At 61.7% G+C, this 19618-nt stretch carries 17 protein-coding genes and 1 pseudogene; 10 read left to right on the top strand and 8 right to left on the bottom strand.

Annotated features, from left to right (window positions below):
- Positions 1 to 71: 71 nt before the first annotated feature.
- From paaK to paaN, 5 genes are read right to left on the bottom strand one after another with little or no spacing between them, the layout of a single operon-like run.
- Positions 72 to 1397: a phenylacetate--CoA ligase PaaK gene (paaK, locus tag C5P05_RS10140; RefSeq protein ID WP_114969714.1), complete on the bottom strand. Its 1326-nt coding sequence runs from the start codon at positions 1395 to 1397 to the stop codon at positions 72 to 74.
- 24 nt (positions 1398 to 1421) lie between these two features.
- A complete protein-coding gene (gene paaI, locus C5P05_RS10135; RefSeq protein ID WP_114969713.1) occupies positions 1422 to 1886 on the bottom strand; it encodes a hydroxyphenylacetyl-CoA thioesterase PaaI in 465 nt (154 codons plus the stop codon).
- Positions 1879 to 3402 (bottom strand): 3-hydroxyacyl-CoA dehydrogenase PaaH, encoded by a 1524-nt coding sequence (paaH, locus tag C5P05_RS10130; RefSeq protein ID WP_114969712.1) that lies wholly within the window; start codon positions 3400 to 3402, stop codon positions 1879 to 1881. The genes paaI and paaH overlap by 8 nt, the downstream gene beginning before the upstream one ends.
- Before the next feature lie 4 nt (positions 3403 to 3406).
- Entirely contained in the window at positions 3407 to 4204 is a 798-nt protein-coding gene (gene paaG, locus C5P05_RS10125; protein ID WP_114969711.1) for a 2-(1,2-epoxy-1,2-dihydrophenyl)acetyl-CoA isomerase PaaG, read from the bottom strand.
- Between the two features lie 9 nt (positions 4205 to 4213).
- A complete protein-coding gene (gene paaN, locus C5P05_RS10120) occupies positions 4214 to 5881 on the bottom strand; it encodes a phenylacetic acid degradation protein PaaN (RefSeq protein ID WP_114969710.1) in 1668 nt (555 codons plus the stop codon).
- A gap of 288 nt (positions 5882 to 6169) precedes the next feature.
- Here paaN and C5P05_RS10115 point away from each other — a divergent pair, with 288 nt between their 5' ends.
- The 7 genes and pseudogenes from C5P05_RS10115 to C5P05_RS10090 all read left to right on the top strand — a co-directional run bounded on the left by C5P05_RS10115 (position 6170) and on the right by C5P05_RS10090 (position 12151).
- A complete protein-coding gene (locus C5P05_RS10115; protein ID WP_232834422.1) occupies positions 6170 to 7123 on the top strand; it encodes a PaaX family transcriptional regulator C-terminal domain-containing protein in 954 nt (317 codons plus the stop codon).
- Positions 7124 to 7365: 242 nt separating this feature from the next.
- Positions 7366 to 8238 (top strand): branched-chain amino acid ABC transporter permease, encoded by an 873-nt coding sequence (locus C5P05_RS10110; protein WP_114969756.1) that lies wholly within the window; start codon positions 7366 to 7368, stop codon positions 8236 to 8238.
- Positions 8239 to 8241: 3 nt separating this feature from the next.
- Positions 8242 to 9174, top strand: coding sequence for a branched-chain amino acid ABC transporter permease (locus C5P05_RS10105; protein ID WP_114969709.1), 933 nt, complete (start codon positions 8242 to 8244; stop codon positions 9172 to 9174).
- A gap of 2 nt (positions 9175 to 9176) precedes the next feature.
- Positions 9177 to 9938, top strand: coding sequence for an ABC transporter ATP-binding protein (locus C5P05_RS10100; protein ID WP_114969708.1), 762 nt, complete (start codon positions 9177 to 9179; stop codon positions 9936 to 9938).
- 40 nt (positions 9939 to 9978) lie between these two features.
- Positions 9979 to 10377 (top strand): annotated as a pseudogene (locus tag C5P05_RS34430) (hemerythrin domain-containing protein); the annotation flags it as partial.
- 216 nt (positions 10378 to 10593) lie between these two features.
- Positions 10594 to 11295, top strand: coding sequence for an ABC transporter ATP-binding protein (locus C5P05_RS34425; RefSeq protein WP_232834429.1), 702 nt, complete (start codon positions 10594 to 10596; stop codon positions 11293 to 11295).
- Between the two features lie 217 nt (positions 11296 to 11512).
- Complete coding sequence (locus C5P05_RS10090) at positions 11513 to 12151, top strand: MBL fold metallo-hydrolase (RefSeq protein WP_114969706.1); 639 nt, start codon at positions 11513 to 11515, stop codon at positions 12149 to 12151.
- 4 nt (positions 12152 to 12155) lie between these two features.
- Here C5P05_RS10090 and C5P05_RS10085 read toward each other — a convergent pair whose 3' ends face one another.
- Positions 12156 to 12740 (bottom strand): c-type cytochrome, encoded by a 585-nt coding sequence (locus C5P05_RS10085; RefSeq protein ID WP_114969705.1) that lies wholly within the window; start codon positions 12738 to 12740, stop codon positions 12156 to 12158.
- 6 nt (positions 12741 to 12746) lie between these two features.
- Complete coding sequence (locus C5P05_RS10080; protein ID WP_232834428.1) at positions 12747 to 14381, bottom strand: pyrroloquinoline quinone-dependent dehydrogenase; 1635 nt, start codon at positions 14379 to 14381, stop codon at positions 12747 to 12749.
- A 317-nt stretch (positions 14382 to 14698) separates the two neighbouring features.
- Here C5P05_RS10080 and C5P05_RS10075 point away from each other — a divergent pair, with 317 nt between their 5' ends.
- The gene (locus tag C5P05_RS10075; protein WP_114969703.1) at positions 14699 to 15364 is read left to right on the top strand and encodes an ankyrin repeat domain-containing protein; all 666 of its coding nucleotides are present in this window, start codon (positions 14699 to 14701) and stop codon (positions 15362 to 15364) included.
- A 78-nt stretch (positions 15365 to 15442) separates the two neighbouring features.
- Here the strand turns inward: C5P05_RS10075 and C5P05_RS10070 are convergent, their stop codons facing one another.
- A complete protein-coding gene (locus C5P05_RS10070; RefSeq protein ID WP_114969702.1) occupies positions 15443 to 16291 on the bottom strand; it encodes a M48 family metallopeptidase in 849 nt (282 codons plus the stop codon).
- 43 nt (positions 16292 to 16334) lie between these two features.
- Here C5P05_RS10070 and C5P05_RS10065 point away from each other — a divergent pair, with 43 nt between their 5' ends.
- Both C5P05_RS10065 and glgB read left to right on the top strand, forming a co-directional pair.
- Complete coding sequence (locus C5P05_RS10065; protein WP_114969701.1) at positions 16335 to 17660, top strand: AmpG family muropeptide MFS transporter; 1326 nt, start codon at positions 16335 to 16337, stop codon at positions 17658 to 17660.
- 40 nt (positions 17661 to 17700) lie between these two features.
- Complete coding sequence (glgB, locus tag C5P05_RS10060) at positions 17701 to 19614, top strand: 1,4-alpha-glucan branching protein GlgB (RefSeq protein ID WP_114969700.1); 1914 nt, start codon at positions 17701 to 17703, stop codon at positions 19612 to 19614.
- The last annotated feature ends 4 nt before the right edge of the window (positions 19615 to 19618 follow it).

Genomic DNA, 19618 nt, shown 5'->3' with positions numbered 1-19618 from the left:
AAGATAGCTGCTTTCGCATATGTAGCAATGGCTAGAGCACTAAAAGACTAAAAATTTGTACTTTCAAGCCGTCAGACTTGTTTGGGCCGTTCGTCGATCACCCGGCGGGCCTTGCCGGTCAAGGTGCGCGGGATGGATTCGAAATCCATGACCGTCACCTTGGTGGAGATGCCGGCGATGGTTTTGATGTGGTGCTGCATCTCCTTGGCAATCGCCTGGACTTCCACGGGCGACAAGTGACCGGAAAACTCACGCTGCAGCTCGCAACGCACTTCGACGTTGTCAAGGTGGCCGTCACGGGTGAGCAGGATTTGGTAAGTCCCCACCAAACGCTTGTCGCGCAGGATCTGCTCTTCAATCACGCTCGGGAAGACGTTGACGCCACGCACGATCAACATGTCGTCGGTGCGGCCGGTGATGCGGTCCATGCGCCGGAAGCTGCGCGAGGTGGGTGGCAGCAAACGGGTCAGGTCACGCGTGCGGTAACGAATCACCGGCATGGCTTCTTTGGACAGCGAGGTGAAAACCAGCTCGCCTTCTTCACCATCGGCGACCACTTCGCCGGTCTCCGGGTTGATGATCTCGGGGTAGAAATGATCTTCCCAGATGACCGGGCCGTCTTTGGACTCGATGCATTCACAGGCCACACCGGGCCCCATGACTTCCGTCAGGCCATAGATGTCGATGGCGTCAATGCCCAGCTTGCGTTCGATCTCGTCGCGCATGCCGTGGCCCCAGGGCTCGGCACCGAAGATGCCGATCTTCAGGGAAATGTCTTCGGGCTTGATGCCCTGGCGCTCAAACTCCTCGGCAATCACCAGCGAATAAGACGGCGTGACCATGATGATCTCGGGCTGGAAGTCCTGGATCAACTGCACCTGTTTTTCGGTCTGGCCGCCCGACATGGGGATCACCATGCAACCGAGGCGCTCGGCGCCGTAGTGGGCGCCCATGCCGCCGGTGAACAAGCCGTAGCCATAGGCGATGTGGCAGGTGTCGCCGGCGCGGCCACCGGCGGCGCGGATGGAGCGTGCCACCAGATTGGCCCAGTTATCAATGTCCTTGAGTGTGTAACCGACGACGATGGGTTTGCCGGTGGTGCCGGACGAGGCGTGCACGCGTGCCACCCGGGTGCGCGGCACGGCAAACAGGCCAAACGGGTAGTTGTCGCGCAGGTCGATTTTGGTGCTGAACGGAAACTTGGCCAAGTCCGCCAGGGTTTTCAGGTCGTCGGGGTGCACGCCTTGTTCATCAAACTTCTTTTTGTAGTGCGGCACGTTGTCGTACGCGTGTTTCAGCGTCCACTTCATGCGCTCCAGTTGCAGGGCGGATATTTCGTCACGGCTGGCGGACTCAATCGGCTCCAGGTCACCGGGCATGGGTTTTTTGACGGGCATGTTTGTCTCCTCTGGGTCATTTAATTAGTGGGCGTGTGCGGCCTGCTGCAGGCCGGCGATCACTTCACCGCTGATGCGGTAGCTTTTTCCGCGAAACAAAGCAATGGTTTTGCCACCCCGCACGCGCACCGTGACGTCATACACGCCGGTGCGTCCGGTCAGCGAGCGCTCGACCGCCTCGGCCTCCAGCACGTCGCCTTCCCGGGCGGGCGCCAGAAAGTCGATATGGCAGGCCGAGGCCACGGTGTTCTGGTTGTGGCTGTTGCAGGCATAGGCAAAAGCGCTGTCGGCCAGGGTAAACAGGTAGCCGCCGTGGCAGGTCTGGTGGCCGTTGAGCATGTCGCCCTGCACCGGCATCGAGACCAGGGCGTAACCCGGTTTGACGCCGAGCAGCTGCATCTTGAGCGCCTGGGTCGCGCGGTCACGCGACCACATGGACGCCGCCACTTCTTCGGCCAAGGCTTGCGGATTGGGATGGGGCTCAGTCATGAAAATTCTTCTTTGCAAAAACGTGGTGTTGAATCAGCGGCGAGACCCGGTAACGGTCCTCGCCGTAGGCCAGACCGAGGTTGCAAAGCACCCGGTTGAGGGTGGGCAGGCCGACACGATCGGCCCAGGCCAGCGGGCCGCAGGGGTAATTGACGCCGAGCCGCATGGCGGCATCGGCCGCTTGGGCATCACACACGCCTTGATTGACGGCATCGGCCGCTTCATTGGCCAGCATGGCGACGCTGCGCATCACGGCCAAACCCGGCACATCGCCGAACCTGGAAACTGCCAAACCCGCGGCCTGAAGCAAACCGATCGCCTGTGCCGCGCTGGTGCTGTCGCATTGCGTCGCCACGCTGATGGCCAGCCGGGTCACCTTGTTGTAATCCAGCGCCAGATCAATCAGCACGGTATTGGCGATGCCGGTGTCAAAGGCCCGGCGCGTGGCCGTGCGGCCATCGGTGATATACAGCTGCGCCTCACCGGCTGAGACCAGCAAGTCACCGTTGGCGCCTGCCTGGCTAAAGCGGATGTGGTTGGTGCGCAAGCGCTCGGCCAGGGCTTGGGCGGCGACAGAATCGCCGTAAATGACCACGCGCTCGGGTATGGCTTGCGTCGCCTCGGTGTGTGGCGCAGGGCGAAGCGCACCGTCGCGGTAATCATAAAAACCGCGGCCTGTTTTTTTGCCGAGAAAACCGGCATCGACCAGGTCTTGCTGAATCAGGGACGGCAAAAAACGCGGGTCGTTAAAAAACGCCTGCCAGACCGAACGAGTCACGGCAAAATTAACGTCGTGGCCGATCATGTCCATCAGCTCGAACGGCCCCATGCGAAAACCTCCGGCTTCGCGGAGGCAGGCGTCGATGGTGGCGGCATCCGCGCCACCTTCATTCAACACGCGCATGGCTTCGGCGTAATACGGCCGCGCGACACGGTTGACGATGAAGCCCGGCGTTGATTTGGCATGCACCGCCGTTTTGCCCCAAGCCGTCGCCGTGGCAAACAGCGTTTGCGCCACGGCCATGTTGGTGGCCAGGCCGGAAACAATTTCCACCAGGGCCATCAGAGGTGCCGGGTTGAAAAAATGCAAACCCGCCAAGCGCTCGGGGTGCTGCAGGGCGGCTCCAATCGCGGTGACGGAAATCGAGGAGGTGTTGCTGCCAAAAATGCAATCCACGCCGACAAAGGCTTCGAGCTCGCTGTACAGCTTTTGTTTGGCTTGCAGGTTTTCGACAATCGCCTCAATCACCAGGCTGGCATCGGCCAGATCGGATAGGGCATTAACGGCGATCAGGCGTTGACCTGCCGCAGTGGCAGCTTCCGGGCTCATCCTGCCTTTTTCGACCATTCGGGCGAACTGGGCACGAATGCCGCTCACGGCCTGTTCGGCCGCTTGCGGACGCGTATCGAGCAGCTTCACCGGATGACCGGCAGCGGCGGCCACCTGGGCAATACCGGCACCCATGGCGCCGGTTCCGACCACGGCGATCACGGACTGCTGTGCGAGCGCGCTCATCCGTTCAGGCCCCCGTGAAATTAGGCGGGCGCTTGGCCACGAAGGCGGCAACCCCTTCGGTGAAGTCGGCACTCCAGCCCAATTCGCGCATAAAACCGGCTTCCATCGACAGCTGCTGTTCCAGCGTATGGCCGGGGGCGGCATGCATGGCTTGCCGGGTGCGCACCAGCGCTTTGGTCGGCGCGGTGGACAGTTGCAGCGCCAGGGCATCCACGGTGCTCGCGAACTCGGTATCCTCCACGGCGGCCCAAATCAGCCCCCATTCGGCGGCCTTTTCCGCCGGCAGTTTGCCTGCCAGCAACGCCAAGCCCATGGCGCGTGCCATGCCGACACGTTGCGGCAAAAACCAGGTGCCGCCGGTGTCCGGCAGCAGGCCCACTTTGGAGAAGGCTTGTAAAAACGAGGCCGATTTGCACGCCACCACCAGATCACAAGCCAGCGCCAGACTCGACCCGGCGCCCGCCGCAACACCATTCACGGCGGCGATGGTCGGCACGCGCAGGTTTTGCAGACGCAAGATCAGGGGTTTGTAGTTTTGCTCCACCACATCACCCATGTCGGGCACGGCCTCGCCGGGCACAAACTGCACCTGGCTATCGGACAAATCCTGCCCGGCGCAAAAACCGCGACCGGCGCCGGTGAGCACCAGCACACGGATGGTTTTGCTTTCCTGCACCTGGTCCAGCGCCATCCGCAACTCGGCGTGCATGGCCGCGTTGAAGCTGTTCATCTTGTCAGGGCGATTGAGCGTCAGGTGGGCAATACTGCCCTGCAGCTCAAAGCGGATATTTTCGAAAGTCATGGCCTTGCCTTAGACGTGGTAACGGCGCTGGATCACGCGGAAGCGGTTGGCGACAAAAGCCGAATCCGAGTAAGAGGCATTGGCCGCCGGGTTGCCGCCGGTGCCGTGGTAGTCGGAGAAGGCGGACGACTGGTTGACAAACACGCCGCTGGTCAGGTTGATCGACAGCGCGACCTTGGAGCGCCAGGTGGCGGTGGTCATGGCGTCAATCACTGCCGGGTTGGTGGAGTAAATGCCGGTGGTCAAGGCGCCGTGGGTGCTCACAATGCGCTCCGACAAGGCAATCGCCGCGGCGGTATCGGCCACTTTGACGACAAAGGTGATCGGGCCGAAGCGTTCTTCCATATAGGCTTTTTCATCGGCCGCATCGCAGGCCAGCAGCACCGGCGTGCGCACCTCGGCGTTCGGAAACTCGGGGTTGTCGAGTTTTTTCGAGGCCAGAATCACCCGGCCGAGCGCGCCGCTGTTGGCTTGCTCAACGCGTTTCAAGGTGTCCGCTGACTGCACCGCGCCGAGTACGGCGAGCGCGACTTCCGGCTTGGCCAGTGTGCCCTCGATGGTGCGGGCGAGATCAGCACAAACCTCGTCGTAGGACTTGTGACCGTCTTCGGTGTCAATCCCGCCCGCCGGCACAAACAGCGCCTGCGAGGTGGTGCACATCTGGCCGGAATACAGCGCCAGCGTGAACGCCAGGTTGCGCAGCATCGGCTTGTAGGCATCGGTCGAGTCAATCACGATGTTGTTCACGCCTGCCAGCTCGGCATAAACCTGGGCCTGACGGCAGTTGTCGATCAGCCACTGGCCAAACACGTTGCCGCCGGTGAAGTCCACCGACTTGACCGCCGCATGGGTCACCAGCTGTTGTGTGGTTTCGCGTTTGTCCGCGATACACAGGGTGACCAGGTTGGGATCAATGCTGTTTTCAGCCAGCACGGCGCGGATCGTGCGCACTGTGATGGCGGCCGGCAGAATCGCGTTGCTGTGCGGCTTGACGATCACGGCATTGCCGGTCGCCAAGGCGGCAAACAGGCCGGGGTAGGTATTCCAGGTGGGGAAGGTGCCGCAACCGACGACAACACCGACACCACGCCCCACCACCTCAAAAAGCTTCTTCATCACCAGCGGCGGGTTTTTGCCTTGCGGTTTTTCCCAGAGGGTTTCGGTCGGCACAAAACTCTGTTCGCGGTAGGCATAAGTCACGGCCTCCAGGCCACGATCCTGCGCGTGCGGTGAGCCGGCCTGAAAAGCCATCATCCAGCCTTGGCCGGTGGTGGTCATCACGGCGTGCGCCAGCTCAAAACTCTGCTGATTCAAGCGGTCCAGCATTTCGATGCAAATGCCGGTGCGTCCTTCGCAGCCGGCGGCTTGCCAGCCCGGCATGGCTTTTTGGCCGGCATCGATCAGGGCTTGCGCGTCACACACCGGGTACGCAACGTTGAGTTCAACGCCGAAGGGCGACTGCTCGCCGCCCAGCCAGCCGGTCTGGCCCGGCTGGTCGATCACAAATTGTTGACCCGGATGCGCCTCAAAAGCGCGCTTGCCATCGTCGGCGGCCGTTTCGCCATAGGTCTTGGGGCTGGGCATTTCGTTATAAGCCGCCCAATAAGCACGGGTCTGGATGGCCTTGAGCGCCAGGTCGAGTTTGGCGCGGTGCTTTTCGAAGAGGGGATGGGACATTGATTTTTTTCCTAAATGAGGGACGTGTTCGATTGCCTGCGGATGACTTCAGTCGTCAACAATTTTTCATTCAACTGTTTTTAATTTAGATCAACTTTAGCACATAGTGATTCATTTTGTATTGAATAAAGTTGTATTGTTGTATCGCGTTGCAACTTGATGTAGGCATCCAGAACGCCGGATGAAAACCATGATCTTTCTCGGACGGTACAAAATTCCCCGGGCTTGCCAAAGCGTGCGGGCAGCTAAGATTCACGCCTTTATGTCAGCCGCCTTCGGCCATTCCAAGTGATTGATCCCATCCAGAAACACCTTGCCGACTTTCGGCAACAAAGCCGCATGAAGGCGGGCTCACTGATCATTTCCGTTTTTGGCGATGCTGTTTTGCCGCGTGGCGGGCGCATCTGGCTGGGCAGTCTGATTGGCCTGCTCAAACCGCTGCAACTCAATGATCGGCTCATCCGGACCGCCATTTTTCGCCTCGTCAAGGAGGAGTGGATGTACTCCGAGGCTATCGGTCGGCGTGCGGATTACATGCTGACACCGGCCGGGCAGCGTCGTTTTGAAGAAACGGCGCGCCATATCTATGCGTCCAACTCACCGCTCTGGGATCGCCGCTGGCGCCTCATCCTGACCGTCGGAGAGCTGGAGCCCAAGCAGCGGGAGCGGCTGCGTCGCGCCTTCTTCTGGCAGGGTTTTGGGATGGTGGGCTCGGACTGTTTTGTGCACCCCAGCACGGATCTGACGACGGCCTTTGATGCACTGATGACCGAGGGCATGAGTGATCTGCTCAAGCATTTGATGCCTTTGCTCGCGGCCCGCGCCGGCTCGGATCTCTCGGCCAGTGACGCTGATATGGTGCAGCGCGCCTGGAACCTGGAGCAGCTCGGTGCGTCCTATGCGGACTTCGTGGCGCGCTATCAGCCCATGCTGGACCAGCTGCGCCGCGATGTGCAGGGTGGCATTGACGACGAATGCGCCTTCTTGTTGCGCACACTGCTGATCCACGACTATCGCCGGCTGCTGCTGCGGGATCCTGAATTGCCTGACGTGCTGTTGCCCGCCCACTGGCCGGGGCAGAAAGCCCGCCTGCTGTGCAAGGAACTCTACCGACGCCTGCTCGCGCCCTCGGAGCGTCACATCGAGCTGCACATGAAACTGTCCAGCGGCATGACGCCTGGCGTGCTGCCGATGTTGGCGGCACGGTTCCAGACCGAAGACCCGCTAATGGCCCCGGTTTGACGCGTGCTTTTGGCTCGGAATGTCCTGCGACAGGCAAGGGAAAACCCTCTTGACAAGCAATAAAGCGATACAAATAAACGATTTTCTTAAAGTTTCTGTATCAGTTAATTGACAGAAGTCAGCTTGGGTTTCAAAATCGCAAAGTATGGGCGCGTAGCCCTTGACTGAAACGATAAGGAAAAAATGCTCAAGCAATCGGTTAGCGACTTGGTTTTCACCCGAAGCGGACGGCCCACCTGATGCTGGCCCAATTCCTGCAATTCCTCTTCTCCGGCGTCACCGTCGGCGCGACCTACGCGCTGGCGGCGCTGGGCTTCACGCTGATCTACAACGCCAGCAACGTCATCAACTTCGCGCAAGGTGAATTCATCATGCTCGGCGGCATGCTGGCGGTGTTTTTCAGCCAGGCCGGGCTGCCGCTGCCGGTCGCGCTGGTGCTGGCGATCGCCGTGCCGGCGATCGTCGGCGTGCTGCTGGAGAAACTGGCGATCGAGCCGGTCAAGGGTGCCGAGACCGTCACCCTGATCATCATCACCATCGGCGCCTCGCTCGTCATCCGTGGCCTGATTCAGGTCTGGCTCGGCAAAGGCACGCACAGCCTACCGGCCTTCTCCGGCGAAGTGCCGATTGCCATTCTCGGCGCCACCCTGATGCCGCAAAGCCTGTGGGTGCTGGGCGTCACCGCCGTCGTCGTGGTGGCCCTGTGGTATTTTTTCAGCCGCACCCTGCACGGCAAGGCGATGCTCGCCACCTCGTTCAACCGGGTCGCGGCTGAGCTGGTCGGCATCAACACCAACTGGGTGCTGTTCATGAGTTTTGCCATGTCGGCCGGACTCGGGGCCCTCGGCGGCATTCTGGTCACGCCCATCACCCTGACCTCGTACGACGTCGGCATCATGCTCGGCCTCAAAGGTTTTGTCGCCGCCGTCGTTGGTGGCCTCGGCAACGGGCTGGGCGCCGTGCTCGGTGGCCTGTTGGTCGGCATTCTGGAAGCCATGGGCGCCGGTTACATCTCGTCGGCCTACAAGGATGCGATTCCTTTTGTGCTGATCCTGCTGATTCTGTTTTTCATGCCACGCGGCCTGTTCGGCGGCAAATCCACCGACCGGGTCTGATCCATGCAAAAAAACACCTACCTCGGCCTGTACCTGGTCATCGCCATTCTGCTGGTGCTGCCTTTTGTGCTGCCCAACAGTTTTTACGTCGATCTGGCGATTCGCATGGCGATCAACGCCGTGATCGTGCTCGGCCTGAACCTGCTGATCGGCTTTGCCGGCCAGATCAGCCTGGGCCACGCCGGCTTTCTGGGCATTGGCGCTTACGCCTCCGCCGTCTTGCCGACCCACTTCGGCTGGCACCCGCTGCTGGCCATGGGCGCCGGCGCGCTGGCCACCGGCCTGCTGGCGGCCTTGCTGGCGCGCCCGATCTTCAAACTCAAGGGCCATTACCTGGCCATGGCCACGCTCGGTCTGGGCATCATCATCAACATCGTGCTGCGTACCGAAGCTGCCCTGACCGGCGGTCCGGACGGCATGGCGGTGCCGGCTTTCGGCTTGTTCGGTTTCGAGCTGGCCAGCGACAAACACTGGTATTGGGTGGTGGCGCTGCTGCTGTCGGTCAGCGTCTGGGCCTCGCTGAACCTGATCGACTCGCCGTTTGGCCGCGCCCTGCGCGCCTTGCATGGTTCGGAAGTGGCATCCCAGGTGGCCGGTGTCGATGTGGTGCGTTACAAAGTCTCGATTTTTGTCATCTCGGCCGTGTTTGCCAGCCTGATGGGCAGCATCACCGCCCACTACGTCGGTTTTGTCACGCCCAACTTCGCCGACTTCTTTCATTCGATTGAACTGGTCACCATGGTGGTGATTGGCGGCATGGCCTCGGTCTACGGCTCGCTGGTCGGCGCCGTGCTGCTGACCGCCTTGCCGCAGGCGCTGACCTCGCTGGAGGGCTGGGAAACGGTGGCCTTTGGTGCCATCCTGATGAGCTGCATGATCTTCATGCCGCGCGGCCTGGTGCCCACCTTGGCCGCCAAATTCGGCAAGGGAGCCTGACCATGGCCCTGCTTGAAGTCAACCAGCTCTCGATCCAGTTTGGCGGAGTCAAGGCGGTGCAAAACGTCAGTTTCAGCATCGACGCCGGCATCATCTATGCCGTGATCGGCCCCAACGGCGCCGGCAAAACCACGCTGTTTAACCTGATTACCGGCGTTTACACCCCGACCAGTGGCACCATCCAACTCGACGGTGAATCCATCGGTGGCAAAGCCCCGAACGAACTGGCACGGCGCGGCGTGGCCCGCACCTTCCAGAACCTGCAGATCTGCATGAACATGAGCGCGATCGAGAACGTGATGGTCGGCGCGCACCTGCGGCTGGACCGCAATCCGCTCAAGGCGGCACTGCGCTGGCCCTCGATCAAGCGTCGCGATGCCGAACTGCGGGTTGAAGCGGCGGAACTGATGTCTTTTGTCGGGCTGGCGCAGTACGTCGAGGCCCGCGCCGACAGCATGCCGTACGGCGCGCTCAAACGCCTGGAGATTGCGCGCGCCCTGGCCTTGAAGCCGCGCATCATCTTTCTGGACGAACCGGCGGCCGGACTGAACCCGAAAGAAACGATCGAAGTCGACGCGCTGGTGCGCAAGGTGGCGGATTCCGGTGTCACCGTGGTGCTGGTGGAGCACGACATGAAGATGGTGATGAACCTGTCGCAGCGCATTCTGGTGCTGGATTACGGCAAGAAGCTGGCCGAAGGCAGCGGGGACGAAGTGCGCCGCAACCCCGACGTGATCGCCGCCTACCTCGGCGCGCACGCTTGAGCCCAAGAACAAAAACAAGAACCGCAAGAAGGAAGCCCGCATGCAAGCACTGCGCATCATCAGCGAAGAGCACGCCAATCTGTGGCGCATCGCCACCAGCCTCGACCAGGTGGCCGACGAGATCGACGCTGGCGCTCCGCCCGAGCCGGCCTTTTTCAATGCCGTGTTTGACTACATCGAGCAGTTTGTGGACCGCTCGCACCACCCCAAGGAAGACGACTTCCTGTTTCGCCTGCTGCGCCTGCGCAGCGACAAGGCGGCCACCGTGCTGGACGCCCTGCAGCAGGAGCACCGCAACGGGCCGGGCCAGCTGCAGGCCTTGCGAGTCCAGCTGTTGCAAGCCGGCTATAGCCCGCGGGTCGCGCCGGTCTTCACCGCCGCCGTGCGGCTGTACACCCAAGGCCTGAAAAGCCATATCCGGGTGGAAGAAAAAGACATCATGCCGCTGGCACGCCAGGCCTTGAGCGCGCCGGACTGGGCCGAGATCGACCGCGCCTTTCTGGACAACAACGACCCGCTATTTGGCGCCAGCGCCAAGGCCGAGTTCCGTGAGCTGTTTCACCGCATTGCCAGCCTGGCGCCGGAGTCCATCGGCCTGGGCGGGCACAGCGCCGGCCAGCTGTTGGCCGGTGCGGCGCCGGCCAACACCGAAGTGCTGCTGCGGGTGGAGAACATGCAAAGCTGTTACGGCCGCATCCAGGCCCTCAAAGGCATCAGCCTGGAAGTGCGCCGCGGCGAGACGGTGGCGCTGGTGGGCGCCAATGGCGCCGGCAAGACCACTTTTTTGCGCACGCTGTCGGGCGTGCAGCCGATGAGCGCCGGGCGGATCGAGTTCGACGGCGAGGACATCAGCAAATTGCGCTCGGACCTGCGCATGCGCCGCGGCATCTGCCAGAGCCCGGAGGGGCGCCAGGTGTTCGGGCCGCTGTCGATTGAGGACAACTTGCGCCTGGGCGCTTACACGCAGCCCAAACACCAGGTCGAGGGTGATCTGGACAAGGTGTTTGCCATGTTCCCGATCCTGAAGGAAAAGCGCCAGCTTCCGGCCGGCACCCTGTCGGGCGGTCAGCAGCAGATGCTGGCGATTGGCCGGGCCCTGATGGGGCGGCCCAAGCTGCTGCTGCTGGACGAGCCCTCGATGGGACTGGCGCCGCTGCTGGTGCAGGAGGTGTTTAACGTGGTGAAGACACTCAAGGCCCAGGGCATGACGATTCTGCTGGTGGAGCAAAACGCCTTTGCCGCGCTGGCGATTGCCGACCGGGGCTACGTGCTGGAGACCGGCAAAGTCACGCTGACTGGCACCGGCCAGGAGTTGATCAGCAATGAGCAGGTGCGCGCGGCGTATCTGGGGATGTAATCCAGCTTGGGTGGCGCAAGTCTCGGGTCGGGATGACCGATGAGGACACAATGAGGTCATCCAGCCAGAAAGAGTTGCCGGCCGGGCGGCTTTGGCGCACACCGCTTTACACAGAAGAGAAGTTTTTGCGCCGACGCCGATCAGGCATTGAACTCGCTATTTAATTTATAGCTACTTGCGCAATGTCTGCGCGGGCTAGAGGCCGAAAACGTATAAAATGCTGCACTACACCACCGTTCCCGTCACCGCCTTTCAGCAAAACTGTTCCCTCGTCTGGTGCGATGAAACCCTGCAAGCGACCGTCATAGACCCCGGTGGCGATCTCAACCTGCTGCTGGCCGAGGTCAAGCGCCGCGGGCTGACGCTGACGCAGATCTGGCTGACCCACGCCCACATCGACCATGCTGGCGGCACCGCCGAACTGGCGGCAAACCTCAAGCTGCCCATCATCGGCCCGCATCCGGCCGACCAGTTCTGGATTGACGGCCTGCCCGAGCAGAGCAAGCGTTTCGGTTTTCCCCATTCGGACGCCTTCACACCGACGCGCTGGCTGGCGGATGGCGACACGGTCAAAGTTGGAAACTGCACGCTGCAGGTGCGGCACTGCCCCGGTCACACGCCCGGTCATGTGGTGTTTTATTCTCCCGAGATCAAGCGGGCTTTTGTCGGAGATGTGCTGTTCGCCGGCTCTATTGGCCGCACCGATTTCCCGCAGGGCGATCACGACACGCTGATTGCCAGCATCGTCGGGCGCCTGTGGCCGATGGGTGACGACACCGTGTTCATTCCCGGGCACGGGCCGGAAAGTACCTTTGGGCGCGAACGCAAAACCAACCCCTACGTGGCAGGGACCTGAGCCCTCAGCGCAGACTCGTGATGTAGTGGCCCAGATTTTCTATATCTGCGTCGTTCAGGGTCTGCGCGACGCTGGTCATGTTGCCGGCGTCATTGGTGCGTTTGCGCTCCTTGAAATCGCGTAATTGTTTGACGATGTAGTCGTATTGCTGCCCTGCCACCTTGGGGATTTCGTTTTGTCCCGCAAACCCTCCCAGATGACACATGGCGCAAAGCGTTTCATCGGCCTTGGCCCGGCCGAGCTTGATTTTGGCTTCGTCGGCCTTGAAGCTGGACGGCTTGGCGAGCTGCGCGGCGTAGTAGTTGGCGATGTCGATCATGTCCTGGCGGCTTAAAGGCAGTGCCATCGGCGTCATCAGCGGATCGCTGCGCCGCCCCGCCTTGAAGTCTTGCAACTGGATATAGAGGTAGCGCCAGCTCTGGCCTGCGAGGTTGGGAAAGGTGCCCGCCACGGAGTTGCCGTCGACCCCATGGCAGGCCGCGCAAGCGGCGGACTTGGCCCGTCCGGCCTCGATATCCTGCGCCGCCGCAGGCGCCAGCAGCAGGGAGGCCGATACGGTGGTGGCGAGCCATGCCGAAATCTTGGGCATCCGCGCTTATTTCGCCAAGGCAAACACCGTCATTGAATTGCCCCGTTTGAAATCCAGCTGGGTATTGCCGCCGCAACCCATGGCCACATACTGCTGGCCCTTGACGGAATACGACACCGGCATGGCATTGGCCCCGGCACCACAGTTGTACTCCCACAGCAGCTTGCCGGTCTTGGCGTGCAGGGCGCGGAACAGGCCATTGCCTTCACCGTAGAACACCAAGTCGCCAGCCGTCGCGAGGGCGCCACCAATCAAAGGCTGCTCGGTGTCGAACTTCCAGGCCATCTTGCCGGTGTCCACATTTACCGCGGCCACACGACCCCACTGCTTTTCGCCCTCAATCACCTTGAACGCGCCACCGAGCCAGAGCTTGCCGCCGGGATAGGCGGCGGCCTCAACGTGATACGTCATCGGCTGATGCAGATTCAGCGCATAGGTCAGGCGATGCTGTGGGTTGAAGGCCATGGGCGACCATTCCACACCGCCATTGGCGCCCGGCAACATGCGCGCGCCCTGGGCCGTCGGCAGCACCCACATGTTTTCCTGCGGGATCATGGCTTCGGAGAAGCGAATCAACTCGCCCGTTTCACGGTTGTGCACATAGACGTGCCCGGTCTTGCCCGCGTGCATCACGGCCGCCACCATTTTGCCGGCCTTGTCCCGGGCATTCAGCAGGATGGGCGGACTGACGGCGTCCAGGTCCCACACATCGTGGGCGATGTACTGGGAGTGCCATTTGTAGGCGCCGGTGTCGAGGTTGATGGCCACCATGGAGTTGGTATAGAGGTTGTCGCCCGGACGCATGGCGCCATACAGGTCGGGCGAAGGATTGCCCACCACAAAGAAGAGGGTGCGCGTCTTCAAGTCCACGGCGGGATTCATCCAGACCCCGCCGCCAAGCGTCTGATAGAAGGAGCTGTCGCGCGCCAGTTGGGCCTTTTCGGCGGCAATGTCGCGGTGCATGTTGCGACCGGTGGCGTCAACCTCGGCCCAGACGCCCTCATGCCCCTTTTCCGGGATGGAATAAAAGGTCCAGGCCAGTTTGCCGGTGGCTGCATCGAAGGCCTTGATGAAGCCGCGAATGCCGTACTCGCCGCCGTTGGTGCCGATCAGCACCTTGCCCTCCACAACCGTGGGTGCCATGGTTTCGCTATAGCCTTTTTCCGGATCGGCGATCTCGGTTTCCCACAGCACCTGACCGGTCTTGGCGTCCAGCGACACCAGCTTGGCATCGAGTGTGCCCATGAACAATTTTCCACCTTCAATCGCCACACCCCGGTTGTTAGGGCCGCAGCAGAAGGTGGTGATGGGCCCCATCTTGTGCTTGTAGTGCCAGAACTCCTTGCCGGTGACGGCATCGAGCGCATACACATGGTTGTACGAGGTCGTCATGTACATGATGCCATCGACCACGATCGGGGCCGTTTCCATCGACTCCCGCACCTCGGTCTGGAACGTGAAGACCGGTTTGAGCTGTTTTACGTTGCCCGCATTGATCTGTTTGCCGGGGTAGAACCGGGTCTGCGCATAGTCACCGTGGGTATGCAGCCAGTCCACCGCCTGCCCACCTGATGCGTTCAACTGGGCCTGTGTCACATTGATGCCCTTGGTCATCGCCGCGGCACCTGCACCCACGCCCATTTGACCCTGGATTTCCTGCCCGTTCGCCGCACCGGCCATGGCACAAAGCGCCAGCACCGCAGTGAACCCGTGTGTTGATTTCAAATGTTGCATTTGTCATCTCCCCTCGTTGATTTAACGGAATGGCAATGTGATCTCGCCTCCGAAAAAAAGGACTCCCCGGCCGATCATTAAATTCACGGACGGGAGACTACAGATTGCGAAAAATCAAATATTCCAATTGCGCGCTCAATGCACACTGGCATTCCGGCGGGCGGCGGCGCAAGCAGGTCGTGATGGCCCGAGATGAGTGTCATCGACCGACAGAAGGAGACACGATGCAAACAGTCAAGTTGATCCGCTTGGGTCTTTTGCTAGGGCTGCTGGGCAGCCATGCGCCAGGGGCGTTTGCCCAGAGAGGCATGGATCAGATCAATATCAATGGGCAGTTTGTGCTGGCGGCGAAAGCCGGCCGGATCGAGCGAGTCGTCGCGTTGCTGCAAGAGGGTGCCAAGGTGAATTCCCGCGACCGCAATGGTGACTCGCCCTTGAACACGGCCGCCGCCAAAGGCGACGTTGCCCTGGTGGATGTGCTGCTGAAAGCCAACGCCGATGTCGATCTTGCCAACCTGGCCGGCGTCACCCCCTTGATGGGGGCGGCCTTCAGCGGCAACGCGGAGATCGTGCGCAAGCTCCTGGCGTCCGGCGGTCATATCGACCCGGTCGACCGCGTCCAGAAAAACGCCGCCACTTACGCCGCCGGCAATGGCTGCCGTGACTGCTTGCTGGCGTTGATACGGGCCGGCACGCAGGTCAATGCCGCACTGAAAAATGAGCTCACGTTACTGATGTGGGCTGCTGCCTATGGGCACGAATCAACGGTTCGCCTGCTGCTGGAGCAGGGCGCCGATCGCCACCTCAAAGACCGGCGCGGCAAAACCGCAATGGACATGGCCCGCGAGGGCCAGCACACGGCTGTCGTGCGCCTGCTGGAAGAACCCTGATTTGCTATTTTATTTATAGCTGTCTTCGAACTGCCTATCTGGGCTAGAGGCTAAAAACATTATAAATCTCTGCTCCGCCTAGCCCTTTTTGGCGCGCTCGTACAACGGCATCACTTTGGGCAGATTGGCTTCTATCTCGGCGATGCGGGCGTTGCCCGACGGGTGGGTTGACAGCCACTGCGGCGGTGCACCTTTGCTGGTGGCAGCCATTTTTTGCCACAAGGTGATGCCGGCGCGGGGGTTGTAGCCGGCGCGGGCCGCCAGCTCCATGCCCACCAGATCGGCCTCGGATTCGTCGCTGCGACTGAATTGCAGGGTCAGCAACTGGGCGCCGTAGTTGGTCACCGTTTGCCCGAGTTGGCCCAAACCGAACACCTGGCTCAGCAGGCTGGCACCGATGCCGGTGGCGGCGTTCTTGCCCATGCGCGCGCGGGCGTGCTCGCGCAGGGCGTGGGCAATTTCGTGCCCCATCACCATGGCCACTTCGTCATCGCTGAGCTTGAGCTGATCCAGAATGCCGCTGTAGAACGCAATCTTGCCGCCGGGCATGCAAAACGCGTTGATTTGCTTGCTGCCAATCAGGTTGACTTCCCAACGCCAGTCTTTGGCGCGCGGATTCCAGTCAATCGTAAAGGGAATGATCCGCCTGGCTATCGCGCGCAGGCGTATCACTTGGGGGTGGTCTTTGCCGCCCAGCGCGTGTTTTGCCGCCGCCTCTTGCAGCATTTGGGCATATTGCTGGCCGGAAGAGCGCTCCACGGCGTCGGCCGGCACCAGCTGACTGAACGCCGAGTTGCCGCCGACATCAATCCCGTCGCGTGTCTGGGCCAGGGGCGCGAGCACGGGCGACAGGGCCAGCAGCAAGGCCATGCCCTGCAGCGCCAGCCGGCGTCGCGGTTGAAGGGAGGCGGATGGCGTCGTGTTCATGGTCGGTCTCAATAGTTGACAAGGCTGCGCGTATTATTCCTGCATGACATCAAGTGCCCCCGACGCCCGCCAAATCAAGCCTACTTGGCTTGCGACTTTCAAGGTTTATCTGGAGCCCCCCACGGTGCGGATGCTGCTGCTGGGGTTTTCCGCCGGCTTGCCGCTGCTGCTGGTGTTGGGCACCTTGAGTTTCTGGTTGCGCGAGGCGGGCATCGACCGTACCACCATTGGCTACCTGAGCTGGGTCGGCCTGGCCTACGCCTTCAAATGGGTCTGGGCGCCGCTGGTGGACCGGATGCCCATTCCCTTGCTGACGCGCTGGCTCGGACGCCGGCGCAGCTGGCTGCTGCTGGCGCAATTGGCGATCATGGTGGGGCTGGTGGCCATGTCCTTCAATGATCCCCAGGTGGCGCTGCAGCCCGTGGTCTGGGGCGCACTGGCCGTAGCCTTCGGTTCGGCCACGCAAGACATTGCCCTGGACGCCTTCCGCATTGAATCCGCCAACACCGACCGCCAGGCGGCGCTGGCGGCGGCCTACCAAACCGGCTACCGTCTGGCCATGATCTGGGCCGGCGCGGGTGTGCTGTGGCTGGCCGCGCGGGCTGAAGTGGTCGGCGTGACGAGCTACCAGCACGGGGCCTGGCAAGCCGCCTATCTGGCCATGGCGGCCAGCATGTCGCTGGGTATGCTGACGGTGCTGCTGTCGCCGGAACCGCTGCGCCTTCCGATGGCCAAGGCCAAAAATGCGTCGGAATGGCTGCGAAGCGCCCTGATTGAGCCTTTCGCCGACTTTCTGCGGCGTTACGGCAAACAGGCGCTGCTGATCCTGGCGCTGATTGCCGTCTACCGTATCAGTGACGTGGTGATGGGCATCATGGCGAATCCGTTTTACGTCGACATGGGCTACACCAAGGACGAAGTGGCCGCAGTGACCAAGATTTACGGCGTCATCATGACCCTGGTCGGTGCTTTTGTGGGCGGCGTGCTGGCGATGCGCCTGGGCGTGATGCGCGTGCTGATGCTGGGCGCTATCCTGAGCGCGGCGACCAATCTGCTGTTTGCCTGGCTGGGTTCACAAGGGCACGATGTGACGGCGCTCATCTTCGTGATCTCGGCCGACAACCTGGCCAGCGGCATCGCTTCAGCGGCGTTTATTGCATATCTTTCGAGCTTGACAAATCTCAACTACTCGGCGACCCAATACGCGATATTCAGTTCGATGATGTTACTGGCCCCCAAATTTCTGGCGGGCTATTCGGGCCGCTATGTGGACGCTTTTGGTTATCAGCACTTCTTTACTGCGACTGCCATGCTGGGTGCGCCAGTGTTGCTACTGGTGTGGCTGGCCTCCAGAGCCAAAAGCCAATAAAGCGACCTCAGGCGTTTAGCGCCACGTTCTTCGCAGTGCCATGTCGCAGGATGCAGTCATTCCCTTTTGCAATGAGCCGTGGCTGGGTGAAGCCGATGTCTGGCTGCTCAGAGAAGGCCGCCATCTGCGACCCTGGGAGAAGCTGGGGGCACATCCCTGCACTTTGGGTGGCAGGGCCGGAACCGCTTTTGCGGTCTGGGCGCCCGATGCCCGGCAGGTTTCCGTGGTCGGAGACTTTAATCGCTGGGACGCGCGCCAACATGTGATGCAGCACCGCGTCGAGTGCGGTGCGTGGGAGGTGTTCGTGCCGGACGTGCGTGAGGGCGCGCGCTACAAATTCTCGGTGCAGGCGCTTGATGGTCAGCACGTCCTCAAGACCGATCCTTACGCTTTGCACAGCGAGCGGGGCGCAGGTCGTGCCGGCATTGTGATGAATCTGCCTGAATTCGCGCTGCGACCGACCGGGCAGCGGGCCACGGCCAACGCCCTGACAGCACCCATGGCCATCTATGAGGTGCATGTGGGCTCATGGCGGCGGGCCCATGGCGTATCGCTGGACTGGGATGCGCTGGCCCGTACTTTGGTCCCTTATGTCGCGGCCCTGGGGTTCACCCATATCGAACTCATGCCGGTCAGCGAGCCTCCGTGTCATGGTCCGTGGGGCTGCCAGTCCACCGGCTTGTATGCGCCAATGGCCCGCTATGGAACGCCTGACGCTTTTCGGCGCTTTGTCACGGCCGCCCACGATGCCGGCTTGCAGGTCTTGCTGGACTGGGTGCCGGCCCCATTCCCGGCGCGTGCCCAGGACTCGGGCCCCTTCGAAAGCGCGATGCCGCTCGAAGCCCTTGACCCGTGTGACGCTTGCCAATGCAACTGGATGGCGCTGATTCACAACTGCAAGCGCGTGGAGGTTCGCAACTTTCTGGTCGGCAACGCATTGTTCTGGGTGGAGTGTTACGGTGTTGACGGTCTGCGCGTGGATGCGGTGACGTCCATGCTGTACCGCGATCCCAGTTGTTCCGGGAGCGAATGGGTTTCGCATTACGATGGGGTTCGCGAGAACCATGGGGCCATTGAATTCCTGCGTGAACTCAATCGCATGCTCGGGCAGGAGGCGCCCGGGACGATCACGGTGGCCGAGGAGTCCAGCGCCTATCCCGGCGTGACGGCGCCGCCCGGGGCGGGCGGGCTGGGCTTTCATCACAAATGGAATCTGGGCTGGATGCATGACACCTTGACGTATTTTTCAATGGATCCGGTTCATCGGCCGCAGCACCATGATCGCATCACCTTCGCGCTGATATATGCCTACAGCGAACGTTTTGTGCTGGCGCTGTCACACGACGAAGTGGTGCAGGGCAAAGGATCGCTCTACAGCAAGATGTGGGGCGCCCCTTGGCAAAAGAGGGCGAATCTGCGCGCCCTGTATGCCTTGATGTATGCCCACCCGGGCAGGAAACTGCTCTTCATGGGCAGTGAACTGGCCCAGGTGCGCGAATGGAACCATGACGGTGAACTCGACTGGTCATTGCTGGACAACCCGGACCATGCGGGGGTGCAGCGCCTGGTGCGCGATCTCAATCACCTGTACCGCAGCCATGCCGCGCTGCATGCGCGCGACGACGAGCCTGAAGGGTTTGGCTGGATTGACGTGCAAGACCCGTCACGCTTGGTGTTCAGCTTCGTGCGCCATGGCTTTGGCACGGCGCAACAAATGGTTGTGGTCTGCAACATGACGCCGGTGGCGCGGCAGGGCTACCGGCTGGGCGTGCCGCAGCTCGGCGTCTGGACCGAAGTCATGAACACCGATGCCGTGGGCTACGGTGGCAGTGGCGTGGCCCATGCGGGTACGGTGGTGTCGGAGCGGGTGTCCTGGCAGGGGTATGCAGCGTCTGTGGTGTTGACCTTGCCGCCCTTGGGCGTCCTGTGGCTGGCGCCGGGGGCGGGGCCATGAGCCC

The sequence above is a fragment of the Rhodoferax ferrireducens genome, assembly GCF_003347515.1.
Lineage (GTDB): Bacteria > Pseudomonadota > Gammaproteobacteria > Burkholderiales > Burkholderiaceae_C > Rhodoferax.
This window is presented reverse-complemented; position numbering and strand designations above follow the sequence as displayed.